Annotated in this window: 15 protein-coding genes and 2 pseudogenes; 10 read left to right on the forward strand and 7 right to left on the reverse strand. The window is 72.1% G+C overall.

The window, feature by feature from the left end:
- The first annotated feature begins 40 nt into the window (after positions 1-40).
- Entirely contained in the window at positions 41-688 is a 648-nt protein-coding gene (locus ACYQ77_RS11330; protein WP_459710137.1) for a transglycosylase family protein, read from the forward strand.
- Here the strand turns inward: ACYQ77_RS11330 and ACYQ77_RS11335 are convergent.
- The gene (locus tag ACYQ77_RS11335) at positions 678-1,361 is read right to left on the reverse strand and encodes a hypothetical protein (protein ID WP_459710139.1); all 684 of its coding nucleotides are present in this window, start codon (positions 1,359-1,361) and stop codon (positions 678-680) included. The genes ACYQ77_RS11330 and ACYQ77_RS11335 overlap by 11 nt on opposite strands.
- A 133-nt stretch (positions 1,362-1,494) precedes the next feature.
- Here ACYQ77_RS11335 and ACYQ77_RS11340 point away from each other — a divergent pair.
- Both ACYQ77_RS11340 and ACYQ77_RS11345 read left to right on the forward strand, forming a co-directional pair.
- Positions 1,495-1,998, forward strand: a pseudogene (locus ACYQ77_RS11340) (RNA polymerase sigma factor); the annotation flags it as partial.
- Positions 1,988-2,686: a hypothetical protein gene (locus ACYQ77_RS11345; RefSeq protein ID WP_459710141.1), complete on the forward strand. Its 699-nt coding sequence runs from the start codon at positions 1,988-1,990 to the stop codon at positions 2,684-2,686. The pseudogene ACYQ77_RS11340 and the gene ACYQ77_RS11345, both read left to right, overlap by 11 nt.
- Here ACYQ77_RS11345 and ACYQ77_RS11350 read toward each other — a convergent pair.
- The 3 genes from ACYQ77_RS11350 to ACYQ77_RS11360 form a co-directional block, all read right to left on the reverse strand.
- A complete protein-coding gene (locus tag ACYQ77_RS11350) occupies positions 2,683-2,895 on the reverse strand; it encodes a hypothetical protein (RefSeq protein WP_459710143.1) in 213 nt (70 codons plus the stop codon). The two genes, ACYQ77_RS11345 and ACYQ77_RS11350, sit on opposite strands and share 4 nt — an antisense overlap.
- Positions 2,876-3,172: a HEAT repeat domain-containing protein gene (locus ACYQ77_RS11355; protein ID WP_459710145.1), complete on the reverse strand. Its 297-nt coding sequence runs from the start codon at positions 3,170-3,172 to the stop codon at positions 2,876-2,878. Before ACYQ77_RS11355 ends, ACYQ77_RS11350 begins: the two co-directional genes overlap by 20 nt.
- A 144-nt stretch (positions 3,173-3,316) precedes the next feature.
- The gene (locus ACYQ77_RS11360; protein ID WP_459710147.1) at positions 3,317-4,099 is read right to left on the reverse strand and encodes a glycerophosphodiester phosphodiesterase; all 783 of its coding nucleotides are present in this window, start codon (positions 4,097-4,099) and stop codon (positions 3,317-3,319) included.
- 81 nt (positions 4,100-4,180) lie between these two features.
- Between ACYQ77_RS11360 and ACYQ77_RS11365 the strand changes: the two genes are divergently transcribed.
- The 3 genes from ACYQ77_RS11365 to ACYQ77_RS11375 all read left to right on the forward strand — a co-directional run bounded on the left by ACYQ77_RS11365 (position 4,181) and on the right by ACYQ77_RS11375 (position 6,598).
- Positions 4,181-4,531, forward strand: coding sequence for a hypothetical protein (locus tag ACYQ77_RS11365; RefSeq protein ID WP_459710148.1), 351 nt, complete (start codon positions 4,181-4,183; stop codon positions 4,529-4,531).
- Positions 4,532-4,591: 60 nt separating this feature from the next.
- Positions 4,592-6,316, forward strand: coding sequence for a putative bifunctional diguanylate cyclase/phosphodiesterase (locus tag ACYQ77_RS11370; RefSeq protein ID WP_459710150.1), 1,725 nt, complete (start codon positions 4,592-4,594; stop codon positions 6,314-6,316).
- A gap of 90 nt (positions 6,317-6,406) precedes the next feature.
- Entirely contained in the window at positions 6,407-6,598 is a 192-nt protein-coding gene (locus ACYQ77_RS11375; protein WP_459710151.1) for a hypothetical protein, read from the forward strand.
- A gap of 322 nt (positions 6,599-6,920) precedes the next feature.
- On the opposite strand, the gene ACYQ77_RS11380 is transcribed toward ACYQ77_RS11375, so the two are convergent.
- Positions 6,921-7,652, reverse strand: a complete 732-nt coding sequence (locus ACYQ77_RS11380) for a dienelactone hydrolase family protein (RefSeq protein WP_459710153.1) — start codon at positions 7,650-7,652, stop codon at positions 6,921-6,923.
- A 246-nt stretch (positions 7,653-7,898) separates the two neighbouring features.
- Here ACYQ77_RS11380 and ACYQ77_RS11385 point away from each other — a divergent pair, with 246 nt between their 5' ends.
- A complete protein-coding gene (locus ACYQ77_RS11385; protein ID WP_459710155.1) occupies positions 7,899-8,489 on the forward strand; it encodes a carboxymuconolactone decarboxylase family protein in 591 nt (196 codons plus the stop codon).
- Entirely contained in the window at positions 8,486-9,385 is a 900-nt protein-coding gene (locus tag ACYQ77_RS11390) for an RNA polymerase sigma-70 factor (RefSeq protein ID WP_459710157.1), read from the forward strand. Before ACYQ77_RS11385 ends, ACYQ77_RS11390 begins: the two co-directional genes overlap by 4 nt.
- On the opposite strand, the gene ACYQ77_RS11395 is transcribed toward ACYQ77_RS11390, so the two are convergent.
- Complete coding sequence (locus ACYQ77_RS11395; RefSeq protein ID WP_459710159.1) at positions 9,352-9,765, reverse strand: VOC family protein; 414 nt, start codon at positions 9,763-9,765, stop codon at positions 9,352-9,354. The genes ACYQ77_RS11390 and ACYQ77_RS11395 overlap by 34 nt on opposite strands.
- Before the next feature lie 94 nt (positions 9,766-9,859).
- Between ACYQ77_RS11395 and ACYQ77_RS11400 the strand changes: the two genes are divergently transcribed.
- The gene (locus tag ACYQ77_RS11400; RefSeq protein WP_459710161.1) at positions 9,860-10,825 is read left to right on the forward strand and encodes a helix-turn-helix transcriptional regulator; all 966 of its coding nucleotides are present in this window, start codon (positions 9,860-9,862) and stop codon (positions 10,823-10,825) included.
- Here ACYQ77_RS11400 and ACYQ77_RS11405 read toward each other — a convergent pair.
- On the reverse strand, positions 10,792-11,952 hold the full coding sequence (locus ACYQ77_RS11405; RefSeq protein ID WP_459710163.1) for an FAD-dependent oxidoreductase: 1,161 nt from the start codon (positions 11,950-11,952) through the stop codon (positions 10,792-10,794). The two genes, ACYQ77_RS11400 and ACYQ77_RS11405, sit on opposite strands and share 34 nt — an antisense overlap.
- An 82-nt stretch (positions 11,953-12,034) precedes the next feature.
- Here ACYQ77_RS11405 and ACYQ77_RS11410 point away from each other — a divergent pair.
- Positions 12,035-12,220, forward strand: a pseudogene (locus tag ACYQ77_RS11410) (TetR family transcriptional regulator); the annotation flags it as partial.
- Positions 12,221-12,379: the final 159 nt, after the last annotated feature.

Raw genomic sequence — 12,379 nt, forward strand, 5'->3', positions numbered from 1 at the left:
GCGGTTGTGACTTTTGTGACCAAAACGTACGGTGCTGGTCATGAGTGGTAGACGGATCGTCCTCATCGGACTTCTCGTGGCCGCGGGTGTCCTGCTCGGTCTCGCGCAGCCGGCCTCGGCCGACCCGCGCGGCGGCGACTGGGCGCGCCTGCGCCACTGCGAGTCCAGCGGCCGCTACGACATCGTGTCCGCGAGCGGCAAGTACTACGGCGCGTACCAGTTCGACCTGCCCACGTGGCGCAGCGTCGGCGGCCGCGGCCTCCCGCACCAGGCCACCCCCGCCGAGCAGGACTTCCGCGCGCTGTACCTGTACCGGATGCGCGGCTGGCAGCCCTGGACCTGCGCACGCACGCTCGGCCTGCGCGAGGACGCGGACGCGCGCAGCAAACGCGTCCCCACCTACGCCGAGGCCGCCTACATCGGCGGCGGTCCCGCCGCGGCCACGACGGCCGGGATGCCGCCGTGGCCGGGCAAGGTCTTCCGGTACGGCGACTGCGACCCGGCGCTGCGGCCGTTCCAGCTGCGGATGAACGCCTTCGGCTACGACTTCCAGGGCACCGGCTGCTACCGGGAGGAAACCCGTACGGCTGTATTGGCGCTGCAGCGCGCGAACGGCATCAAGACCTCCGGGCTGCTCGGCCCGAGGACGTGGGAGGCGGCGTGGAAGGGCAAGCCGCCTAGGGGTTGACGCGCCGGTACCGGCGGACCAGCAACACCGCGAGCCCGAGGGTGACGAGCCCGGCCGCGGCGACCAGCCACACCGGGAGCGGGGCGCCCGGCTGGTCGGCGGGCACGGTCGTCGCCTGGCTGCGCGGCGCCACGCTCGGCGGGTCGACCAGCGCGCGCGGCTCCTCGGACACGAAGCCCTGCGGTGCGCCCATGTCCGCGTCGGGTGCCGACGGCGGGAACGAGGGCCGCACGTCACCCCACTTCCAGGGGGCGCGTTCGGTCATCATGCTGGGCGCGATCTCGACCCCGCCCGGCACGGTGACGGTCGCGACGAGCGCGTCCGGCATGATCATCCCGTGCTCCGAGCCGATGGTCCACCGGCCGTCGTGCGGGAACACCACCTCGGCCGAGTAGTGCCCGTCGGTGGCGGTGGGGGTGCCGGGGAAGTCGACCGTCCCGCCCTTGCCGTCGGTCGCGCGCAGGGCGGTCGGGCCGAGGTCGCCGCCCTGGAACGGGTAGGAGCCGTGCTGGAGGATCCAGTAGCCGAACGTGTAGGTCACGCCGGCCTCGATCCGCGCGGGCGGCGGGTCGAGCAGGGTCTCCTCCCACGCACCCGCCTGGGCGGGCGGGGCCGCGAGCAGCCCGGTCGCCAGCACGGTCACAGCCATCACGAGGTATCGCCGCGTTCTCATGCCCTGACTACACCGGTGGAACCGATCCGGTTCCGGCGGTGTACCAGCTGGCAGAAGACCGGTCGAGGAGCACGAGACGGACGAGGACGAGGCAGTAGCACGGGCACGCGACGGTGACCAGCATGCGTACGCGCAGCTGGTCGCCCGGTACAGCGCGCTCGCACACCGGACCGCCTACCTGCTCGGCGCCGGGCACGAGGCCGAGGACGTGGTGCAGGAGGCGTTCGTGAAGGGCTACCGCGCGCTCGGCTCGTTCCGCGACGGCGCCGCGTTCCGGCCGTGGCTGCTGCGGATCGTCGCGAACGAGACCCACAACCTGCGCCGCTCGGCACGCCGCCGCACCACGCTCGAGCTGCGGGTGGCGGTGCACCCGGACGCGGCGGACCCCGCGTCCCCGGAGCAGTCGGCGGTCGCCGCCGACACCCACGCGGTCCTGCTCGCCGCCGTCAACGCCATGCCCGACCGCGACCGGCTCGTGCTGACCTGCCGCTACTTCCTCGACCTGTCGGAGACCGAGACCGCACAGGTCCTGGGCTGGCCACGCGGGTCGGTGAAGTCGCGGCTGTCGCGCGCGCTGGACAAGCTGCGCCGCGCCCTGCCGTCCCGGCTGGCGGAGGAGGTGCCCCGTGGCCGATGACCTCGAGTCCGCCCTCCGCGCGCTGGGCACCCGGCTGGCCGTGCCCGACCCGCCGGACGTGACCGGCGCCGTCCTCGCCCGCATCGCCGAACCCGCGCCCGCCCGGTGGTGGCGCCGCGTGCTCGCCGCAGTCGTGGCCGCGCTGGTCGCGCTCGCGACCGCCATGGTCGTCTCCCCGGCGGTCCGCGCCACGGTGTTCGACTTCCTGCGCATCGGCGGCGTGGAGATCCAGCACGGCCCCGCACCGGTCACCCCGTCCATGGACCCGCCGATGCCGGGGGAGCGGGACGTCACGCTCGAGCAGGCCCGCGCCGCCGTCGACTTCCCGCTGCGGTTGCCCGCCGGGCTGGGCCCGCCGGGCGCGGTCCGCCTCGGCGCAGGCGATCGCGTGGTGACCATGGCGTTCGGCGGCGTGCGTGTCGACCAGTTCGACGGCGGCCTCGACCCGATGTTCACCAAGTTCGCCTCGGCCGCCGACGTCCACCACGTCACCGTCGACGGCGCACCCGCCATCTGGGTCGACCGCCCCCACCCGGTCCTCTACACCGACCGCGACGGGAACCTGCGCGACGAGTCTGCCCGCCTGGCGGGCAGCACGCTGATCTGGGAACACGACGGCGTCACCTACCGCGTGGAGGGCGACCTGTCGCAACAGCGGGCGATCGCGATCGGCGAGTCACTGCGCTAGAGCCCCGCGTAGGTCCACAGCTCCTCGACCGACGCGGGCAGCCGCAAGGTCCGCAGCACCTCGGTGACGTTCCCCAGCCGCCACGCCGCGGACGGGACCTTGCCCAGCCCCGCCAGCAACCCGTCCAGCACCGACCCGGGCACCCGGTCCCGCACCGCGGCCAGGCTCACCGCCGCGTACCCGCGCAGGTCACCGTCGTGGAACGGCACCGGCGGATCCGGCCGCGGCGACATCACCCAGCCGGGTGAGCGCGACCGCCGCAGCCCACCGCACCGCCGCCGACCGGTGCGCCAGGTACGGCCGCACGACAGTGGGGGAGACGCCCAGCAGCCCCAGCGCCACCACGGCCGTCGCAACCACCCCGTCCGGCTCGTCTCCATCGAGCAGCGCCCGCACCCGGGACGACGAGTCGTAGGCGGGCAGCCAGCCCAGCACGTACAGCGCCGCGACCCGCACCTGCGGCGACGGGTCGGCCAGCAACTCCACGAACAGCCTCGTACCGGCTGCCCTGGTGGAAGATGTCGCCGCACAGCGCGTCCAGCGCCCGCAGCAGGTCCGGCACGTCACCCGCGGTCCCGTACGCGTGCCCGAGCCGCGCCCAGCCGACCGCGTCCAGCTCGGCGGGCGACCTCACGCGCGGGTCGGCCACAGGTCACGCGACCGCAGCACGTCCCGCAGCACACCCGGCCGGTCGGTCATGATCCCGTCCACACCGAGGTCGATCAGCTCGTTCATCTGGTCCGGCTCGTCGATCGTCCACACGTGCACCTCGATACCACGCCGCCGGGCCGCCGCGATCAGCCGCTTGTCCACGATCGTCAACCGGCCCTGCCGCACCGGCACCTGCGCGATCCGCTGGTGCCCGCGCCTGGCCCGCACGAACGCGGGCAGCCTGCCCGCCGCCCACAACCGCGCGATCGCCTTCGTCCCCATCGACGTCAGCAACCCCTCACCCGCCGCGCGCCGCACCTGCTCCAGCCGCGACTCCGAGAACGACGCCACGCACACCCGGTCGTAGGCGTTGGTCCGCTTCAGCGTGTCGATCAGCGGCCCCACCGCCCGCGACGCCTTCACGTCGATGTTGAAGTACGCGTCCGGCAACTCCTCGAGCACGTCCTCCAGCCTGCTCACCGGCTCCCGCCCACCGATCTTCGCGGTACGCACGACCTGCCACAGCTGCCGCGCGATCGGCCCGCACCCGTCGGTCGTCCGGTCGAGCACGGCGTCGTGGTGCACGACCACCACACCGTCGGACGTCGCGTGCACGTCGGTCTCCACGTAGTGGTAGCCCTCGGCCACCGCCCGCCGGAACGCCGACAACGAGTTCTCCATCCCCGCCAGATCGTCGTAGTGCCACCCGCGGTGGACGAACGCACGCGGGTACGGGCCGCCGAAAAAAGCGTGGTCATGCACACTGTCGAGTGTGCATCAGCGGCGTGGCTCGTGGGTGGACGGGCTGTTGCCAGCTAGCGTCAGCGACGTGAGGTTCGTCAGGTGATCGCTCCAGAACGAGTCAAGTCCCGCACCGCCGTCCGGCATTGCGGCTGGTGCGGACTTCGCTTGCCCGAGGACGGCAAGGTGGGCCGTCCCCGCCGCTACTGCTCCCAGTCGTGCCGCCAGCGCGCCTACGAACGCAGATCCGCGGTACAGCGCGGCGGCCTGCCGGAGGACGCCGTCGTCCTGTCCGCGGCCGAGCTCGCCGACCTGCAGGACCGCCTGTTCCAGCTCCGCTGCGCCGCCGAGGACGTGGCGACCGCCGCCGACGACGGAGCGGGCCCGCACGAGCTGCGGAACCTCGCCGCCGCGGTCGTCGAGAACGCTCATGGGCTCGAGCGGCTGCGCTGAACCCGCTCAGTCCACTACGCTTCGTGCGCAATTGCCCGATCAACCACGCGAGGCACGCGGATGGACACCGACAGCACCTCACTGAACGAGGTGCTGGACGCCGCCGACACGGCGTTCGCCGTGACGGACGCGCGATGCCGTGTGCGCTGGTTGAACCGCCTGATGGCCGAGCTCCTGGCCCTCACACCCGAGCAGGCGATCGGCCGTTCCCTGCCCGCCCTGCTGGTCGGCGCGCCGGACTGCCCGAGCGACGACGACGCGGACACCGACACCGCCGTCAGCGTCGTCCTCTCCACCACAACCGGGGCCGACGAACACCGCTGGCTCGACGTGCGCTGCACTCGGCTCAACGACGGTTACCTCTATCGGGTGATCGATGTGAGCCATTGGCGAGAAACGGACGTCGCACCCGCGGAACGCGACGAATGGCAGAAAGCCCTCATCCGAATGGCGGACGAGGACCCGCTCACGGGCCTGCTCAACCGCCGCGCCCTCACCAGGGAACTCGAACGCCAGCTCGCGCTCGGCGGCGACGGCGCCCTGCTGTTGCTCGACCTCGACAACTTCAAGGACATCAACGACCTGCGCGGCCACCCGGCGGGGGACCGCGTCATGTGCACCCTCGCCAACGTCCTGCGCGAACGCCTCGGCGACGGCCACGTCCTGGGCAGGCTCGGCGGTGACGAGTTCGCCGTCGTCCTCCCCGGCGCCGACGAGGCCACCGCCGTCCGCGTCGCCGACCGCCTCCGCAACGCCGTCGCCACGATCCCCGTGACCGGCGGCGTCGGCACCACCCGCGTCACCGTCAGCGCAGGCGTCGCCCGGTTCCAGTCGGGGGAGAGCTGGCAGGCCGTGCTCGCCAACGCCGACCTCGCCCTCTACGCGTCCAAGGACGCCGGCCGCAACCGCGTCACCGTCTACGAACAGGGCCACTACGCCGACACCGCGCTGCGCGTCACCGTCCTCGACCGCCTCCGGCACGCGCTCACCGGCGGCGGCCTCGAACTGCACGCCATGCCGATGGTCAAGCTCGGCAGCAACCGCGTCGTCGGCCACGAACTCCTGCTGCGCCTGGAGGACGGCCGCCAGCCCCGGCTCGGCCCCGGCGAGTTCCTGCCCGCCGCCGAACGCAGCGGCCTCGTCCTCGACATCGACCGCTGGGTCGCCGGCACCGCCATCGACGCGCTCGTCGCCCACCCGTACCCGGGCCTGCGGTTCAACGTCAACGTCTCCGGCCGCACCCTGGAGGACGGCGACTTCGGCGACTACGTGCTCGACCGCCTCGCCGCCGCAGGCGTGGCACCGGGCAGGCTCGGCTTCGAGATCACCGAGACCGCCGCCGTCACCAACCTCGCCGCCGCCCGCAGCCTCGCCCAGCAGCTGCGTGCCAGCGGCTGCCGCATCTCCCTGGACGACTTCGGCGCGGGCTTCGGCTCGTTCGTCCACCTCAAGCAGCTGCCGATCACCGGCGTGAAGATCGACGGCGAGTTCGTCCGCGGCATCGACTACGGCAGCCGCGACACCGTGCTCGTGCAGGGCATCGTCGACATCGCCCGCGGCCTCGGCGTCTCCGTCGTCGCCGAGTGGGTGGAACGCGCGAGCCAGGTCGACGCGCTCGCCCGCCTCGGCGTCCGTGTCGCACAGGGGTTCCACCTCGGCAAGCCGGAACCGCTCAAGGAGCTGCTGGCCCGTCCGCACGGCACATGGATGCGCAGGCCACGGCTCATGCCCGACACCGAGGGCACGGGCGAGGCGATGCCACTGGATGCCCAGAACACCACATGACAGACTCAACCGCCGTTCGAGCGCCCGGCGGTACACATAAGGGACGACCCAGTCGGGGTCGAGAACCCTTTCGGTTGGCGGTGGTGCCCCATGTCCAAGTCGAACGCCTCGGCGGAGATCAGCGGCCTGCAGATCTGCATCGTCAACACGGACGCGCAGATCGACGCCGCACTGGACAGCGGTGACCGGCGCGCGTTCCGCGTGTGGTGCCTGCGGCGGGCGTCGCTGATCGCCAGGGTCGAACGAGTGCTCGTCGAGGCCGCCACGGCGAAGGCTGCCTGACCCTCCGGCCCTACCCGTCCTTTCGTCACGTGACGAAAGTTTGCCGGGTTCAGGGGGGCGAGGGGAGTCAGGCGCACACCGGGCCTCCAGCGTGCTCGGTCACGCGGATCCGGGACCTGTCGGCCACGCGATGTTCGCCCAGAACCTGGCCGCTGGATCGGGCATGCGTTCTCGAACACGGGTGGAACACGGGCTGAGCGAGGGTGAACCGTCCGCCGGCCCCCTCTCCTCGACGCACGGGTAAGTTCGATAATCTACATTATGTTAAGTAAGACGTGGAGGGGTCCGGCCGGCAGCTCTCCTGCTGCCGGCCGGACGGGTCTCACGTCAGGTGCCGGGCGAAGAACCGGTTGCCGTCGTCCCCCTCGTGCGCTGGGACGCCGGTGTGCCCGCCCATGTTGGCGTGCAGTGTCTTCTCCCGGGAGCCGAAGGCGTCGAACAGGTCCAGTGCCATCTGCCGGTCGTTGCCGTCGTCGTCCCACTGCAGCAGGACCAGCAGCGGGATGGTGACCTGCCGGGCTTCCTCGAACATGCTGCGGGGCACGTAGCTCCCGGCGAACAGCACGGCGGCCGCGATACGTGGTTCGACCACCGCCAGGCGGGTGCCGATGGCGATCGCCCCGCCCGCGAGCCCGACCGGACCGCCCAGGCCGGGCAGTTCCAGGACGGCGTCCAGGAGTGCCTGCCATTCCGGGACGGCCTGGTCGACGAGCGGGAGGACGAGCCGGTTGACGATGTCGTCGTCGACCGGCTCCCCCGCTGCCAGTGCCCGGCGGAGATCGGTGCGGGCCTGGTCGGCGGTGGCGGAGCGGGGCCGGTCCCCCGCGCCCGGGAGTTCGATGGTGGCCGCGGCCCAGCCGCACGCCGCGGCGGCGCGGGCCCTGGCGGCGAGCCGCGGGTACATCCTGGACAGTCCGCCGGGGTGGCCGAGCAGGATCAGCGGGGCCGGTGCGGGTGCGGATTCCGGTGTCCACAGGATGCCCGGGATCTCGCCGAGGGTGAACGCGCGTTCGAGTACGCCGTCGTCGAGGCGTTGTTGGGTGGTGAATCGCACTGTCGTGCCTTTCGGGAGCTGCTGAACGGCGCTCCCGGGCGACCTATCGCCCGACCGTGACCCCCGAGAGGAGCACCCATGTCGTCATGTTCACGGGTACCACCTCCTCGGTCTCTCGCACGGTCTCGGGAACGGTAGCAGCGGTCGCCGTGTCCGCCAACGGATTTTCCTGGCGGGTGTCACACGCTCTCCCCCGCCGGTGTCTCCATGCCCGACGACAGGAACACGACGTGTGAAGGAGACACCATGGGCGGCGCACGAGTTCCCTCGGCGGAGATCACCGGGCTGTTCGGGGCGTTGGTGAAGCGGATGTCCCGCCGGATGCTGGGTGAGGTGCCGGAGTCGGCCGGGGTGCTGTGGCACCACCCGGCCGTGTTCAAGGACATGATGTCCTTCGGGCACAAGACGGAGAAGTGGGGCCGGCTCGACCCGAACCTGGCGACGTTCGCGCACATGGCGGCGGTCGGCACGGTCGGGTGTGAGGCGTGCCTGGACCTCGGTTACTTCATGGCGCACAACAAGGGCCTGGACGAGGCGAAGGCGCGGGAGGTGCCGAGGTGGCGTGAGTCGGCGGTGTTCACTCCCCTGGAGCGGCGGGTGATGGCGTACGCGGAGGCGATGTGCCGGACGCCGTTGGCGGTGACGGACGAGATGTCGGCGGCGTTGCTGGCGGAGCTGGGGGCGCCGGGGCTGGTGGAGCTGACGGCGCGGGTCGCGGCGGCGAACATGGCGGCGCGCAACAACATCGCGCTGGGGATCCCGTCGCAGGAGTTCTCGTCGGCGTGCGGGCTGCCGCCGCTGGCGGCCCGGTCGGCGGACGTAGCCTCCGGGGCATGAGCACGGACCCGTTCGTCGCCCACCGCGGGCTGTTGTTCACGGTCGCCTACGAGATGTTGTCGTCGGCCGCGGACGCCGAGGACGTGGTGCAGGAGACGTGGCTGCGGTGGGCGGACGTGGACAAGGCCGAGGTCCGGGACGCGCGTGCGTACCTGGTGCGGGTCGTGACGCGGCAGGCGCTGAACCGGTTGCGGACGTTGCACCGGCGGCGGGAGGACTACGTCGGTGAGTGGTTGCCGGAGCCGTTGCTGACGAGCCCGGACGTGGCCGAGGACGTGGCGCTGGCGGAGAGCGTGTCGATGGCGGTGTTGACGGTGCTGGAGACGCTGGGTCCGACGGAGCGTGCGGTGTTCGTGCTGCGGGAGGTGTTCGACCTGTCGTACGACGAGATCGCGGACGCGGTCGGGAAGAAGTCGGCGGCGGTGCGGCAGATCGCGCGGCGGGCGCGGGACCACGTCGCTGCTCGGCGTCCCCGGGTGGTGGTGGGGCGCGCCGAGCAGGAGCGGGTGGTGGCGCGGTTCATCGCGGCGCTCAATACGGGTGACTTGCAGGAGTTGATGGACGTGCTGGCGCCGGACGTGGTGGCGGTCGCCGACGGTGGTGGTCAGGTGCCTGCGACGCGCAGGCCGGTCGTGGGTGCGGAGAAGCTGGTCGCGTTGTTCGGTGCCGGCCTGCGGAAGGTGGCCGTGTTCGCGGGCGCGCCGGTGTGGGTCAACGGCGCGCCCGGGGTGCGGGTCGAGGTGGACGGTGAGCTGGCGGGCACGATCAGCGTGACGGTGGCGGACGGGCGGATCACCCGGCTGTTCTCGGTGTGGAACCCGCACAAGCTGGCGCGGCTGGCCGACGGGGCGGCGTTGACGCGTCAGGCGGTCATCTCGGCGAGCACCGCCAGGTAGTGCGGGTTGGTCATGATGCCGATGACGTTGCCGAAGGGGTCGGTCACGGACGCGGTGACGAAGCCGTCGCCGCGTGGGGTGATGCCTTCGAGCTGCGTGGCGCCCATGGCGATCAGGCGTTCGAGACTGGCCTCGAGGTCGTCGACGTGCCACTGCATGATGACGCCCGCCGGTCCGTTCGTGACGTCGTGGGGTGCGTAGCGGCTGTCGATGAGGCCGAGTTCTGCCTGGTAGTCGCCGATGCGGTATTCGAGGTAGGCGGGGGCGCCGTCGATGTCGCGGCGGAAGTAGGGCGGGACGCCGAGGAGTTCGGTGTACCAGGCCTCGGCGGCGCCCATGTCGTCGGCGAAGTAGCTGATGGTGGCGAAGCCGCGGAACATGGCGGTGGTCCTTCCTGCTGGTGTGTGCTGTCGGGAACCACTCTGTCGTGGAAAGTGCTCACCGATTGAGCACTTTCCACGACAGAATTCAGTCATGCGTGCGGACCGTTTGGTGGCGACCCTCCTGTTGATGCAGTCGCGTGGCCGGGTGACGGCCGCGGAGATCGCCGAGGAGCTGGAGGTCTCGGTCGCGACGGCGCGGCGGGACCTCGAGGCGTTGTCGACGGCGGGTGTGCCGGTGTACCCGCAGCCGGGTCGCGGTGGCGGGTGGTCGCTGGTGGGTGGCGCCCGCACGGATCTGTCGGGGTTGACGGCGAGTGAGGCGCGGGCGTTGTTCCTGTTGGTGGGGCCGGCGGCGGCGGTGGCGCCGGAGGTGAAGGCGGCGCTGCGCAAGCTGGTGCGGGCGCTGCCCGCGGTGTTCCGCGCGGACGCGGAGGCGGCGGCGGACGCCGTGGTCCTGGATCCCGCGCGGTGGGGTGAGCGGAGCAGGGACCGTTCCCCCGTGGTCGAGCTGTTGCAGCGGGCGGTGGTGGCGCGCAGGAAGGTGCGGTTCTCCTACGCGTCCCGGGGCCGGGAGCGTGCCGAGCGGACGGTGGCGCCGTGGGGTCTCGTCGACAAGGACGAGATCTGGTACGTGGTCGCCGGTACCGAGCGCGGGCAGCGGACGTTCCGGGTCGACCGTATCGCCGACGCGGTGGTGCTGGACGAGACGTTCGAGCGGCCCGAGGGGTTCGACCTGTCGTCGGCGTGGGCGCGGGTCGTCACCGAGGTCGAGGAACGCAGGTCGCTGTTGTCGGCGACGGTGCTCGTGGCCGAGCGGTTCGTGCACGTGCTGCGGATCCAGTACGGGCGGCACTGCGAGGTGCTGGGCCCGGCCGGTGACGGGCGGGTGCGGGTCCGGGTCGCGGCGCCGACGCCGTTGATGATCGCGCAGCCGCTCGCGGGGTGGGGTGGGCTGCTCGACGTCGAGGACTCCCCCGCGGTCCGTGCCGAGCTGGCCAGGCTGGGCGCGGAGCTGGTCGAGCGTTACGCGGACACGGGCAGCGGGCCGACGTCGTAGGTGTAGAGCCAGCTGGTGGCCTTCTCGTGGAAGTGCTTGATGCCGAAGGACATCACGGCGTCGTCGACCCTTCTGCGGAGCGGGCCGCGGGTCTTCCTGGCGCGGCTGTCCCGTCCGGTCTTGAGCACCTTGGTGATGCGGGGGCGGCGGGTGTCCTCGTAGGCGGCGAGCGCGGCGGGCACGGGTGCGGTGGTGAGTCGTTGAGCGAGGACGACGGCGTCCTCGATGGCCATGGACGCGCCCTGACCCGCGCCGACGGGGTGGGCGGCGTCGCCGACGAGGACGGTGCGGGTGCCGCGCCAGGTGGGTACCGGGGCGAGGACGTGGTCGAGGGTCGGCCGGTACAGGTGGGTGGCGGCGGCCAGGACGGCGAGGACGTGTGGTTCGTGGCGGTACCGGTCGCGCAGCGACGCGAGGTCGACGGTGCCGAGGTCGGGCTGGTCGGGTTCGGCGACCTGGGCGGCCCACCAGACGGTGCCGTCGTGGCCCGCGCCGTGGATGAACGCGCCGCCGCGGGCGAAGGTCATGTTGAGGATCCCCGGTTCGACGTCGACGTCGGCCGTGGCGGTGGCGGTGGCGGTGCCGGAGGCGGTGTAGATGCCCGCGTAGACCGGCCGGGGTGCGTGCGGGTCGAGCAGTGTGCGGACGGTGGACCAGATGCCGTCGGCGCCGACGAGCAGGTCCGAGTCGACCGTGTCGCCGTTGGCGAGGTGAACGCGGACGCGGTCGCCGTCCTCGTCGGCGCCGACGACCCGCTCCCCCGTGACCACGCGTGCGCCCGCGGCGGTCGCCTGCTCGCGCAGGGCGCTGACGAGGTCGGCGCGGCGGAGGGTGACGCTGTGGAGCGGGTCGCCTGACTTGCGTCCGCGGGCGGTTTCGCCGAGGAGGCGTCCGTTGCTGGACCAGAACCGCTGGGTGGGCACGGCCTGGCCGACGTTCTGGACGGCTGCCAGGCAGCCGACCGCGTCGAGTGCGCGCAGCCCGTTGCCCGCGAGGCTGAGGAACGAGCCGATGCTGCCCGCGGGGTCCGGATAGGCCTCGTACACGGTGACGTCGGCGCCGATGCGGCGCAGCGCGATCGCGCAGACGGTGCCGGCGACCCCTCCCCCGGCGATGCTGACCTGCATGTCTTCCTCCTGAATCAAGTTTCACCGAATATAGATTCACCGAAATCGTGTTCAGTATGATGTGGGTGCCGGCGACGTGTCAATGAGGGAGACCACGGTGGGTGTGCGGAAGGCGAAGGCGGCCGAGACCCAGGCGGCGTTGAAGGACGCCGCGCGCAGGCTGTTCGCCGAGCGCGGCTACCTGAACACGAAGATCACCGACATCACGGCGGCGGCCGGGCGGGCGACCGGCTCGTTCTACGACCACTTCCCCAGCAAGGAGGCGCTGCTCCAGGCGTTGCTGGCGGACATGGGGGCGCGCGCGGACGCCGAGATCGAGACGTGGGAGCACCCGCCGGACCACGATCTGACCGACCGGGCGCAGCTGCGTGACCACGTGGGGATGGCGTGGCGGGTGTACCGCGACCACCTGCCGGTGGTGGTGGCG

This window comes from Actinophytocola sp. KF-1, from assembly GCF_054661535.1.

What these genes read in the sequence shown, in the direction of transcription:
- ACYQ77_RS11330 (WP_459710137.1), top strand. Translation starts at nt 41, where the DNA reads ATGAGTGGTAGACGGATCGTCCTCATCGGACTTCTCGTGGCCGCGGGT.
- ACYQ77_RS11335 (WP_459710139.1), bottom strand. Translation starts at nt 1,361, where the DNA reads ATGAGAACGCGGCGATACCTCGTGATGGCTGTGACCGTGCTGGCGACC.
- ACYQ77_RS11370 (WP_459710150.1), top strand. Translation starts at nt 4,592, where the DNA reads ATGGACACCGACAGCACCTCACTGAACGAGGTGCTGGACGCCGCCGAC.
- ACYQ77_RS11375 (WP_459710151.1), top strand. Translation starts at nt 6,407, where the DNA reads ATGTCCAAGTCGAACGCCTCGGCGGAGATCAGCGGCCTGCAGATCTGC.
- ACYQ77_RS11385 (WP_459710155.1), top strand. Translation starts at nt 7,899, where the DNA reads ATGGGCGGCGCACGAGTTCCCTCGGCGGAGATCACCGGGCTGTTCGGG.
- ACYQ77_RS11390 (WP_459710157.1), top strand. Translation starts at nt 8,486, where the DNA reads ATGAGCACGGACCCGTTCGTCGCCCACCGCGGGCTGTTGTTCACGGTC.
- ACYQ77_RS11395 (WP_459710159.1), bottom strand. Translation starts at nt 9,765, where the DNA reads ATGTTCCGCGGCTTCGCCACCATCAGCTACTTCGCCGACGACATGGGC.
- ACYQ77_RS11400 (WP_459710161.1), top strand. Translation starts at nt 9,860, where the DNA reads ATGCGTGCGGACCGTTTGGTGGCGACCCTCCTGTTGATGCAGTCGCGT.
- ACYQ77_RS11405 (WP_459710163.1), bottom strand. Translation starts at nt 11,952, where the DNA reads ATGCAGGTCAGCATCGCCGGGGGAGGGGTCGCCGGCACCGTCTGCGCG.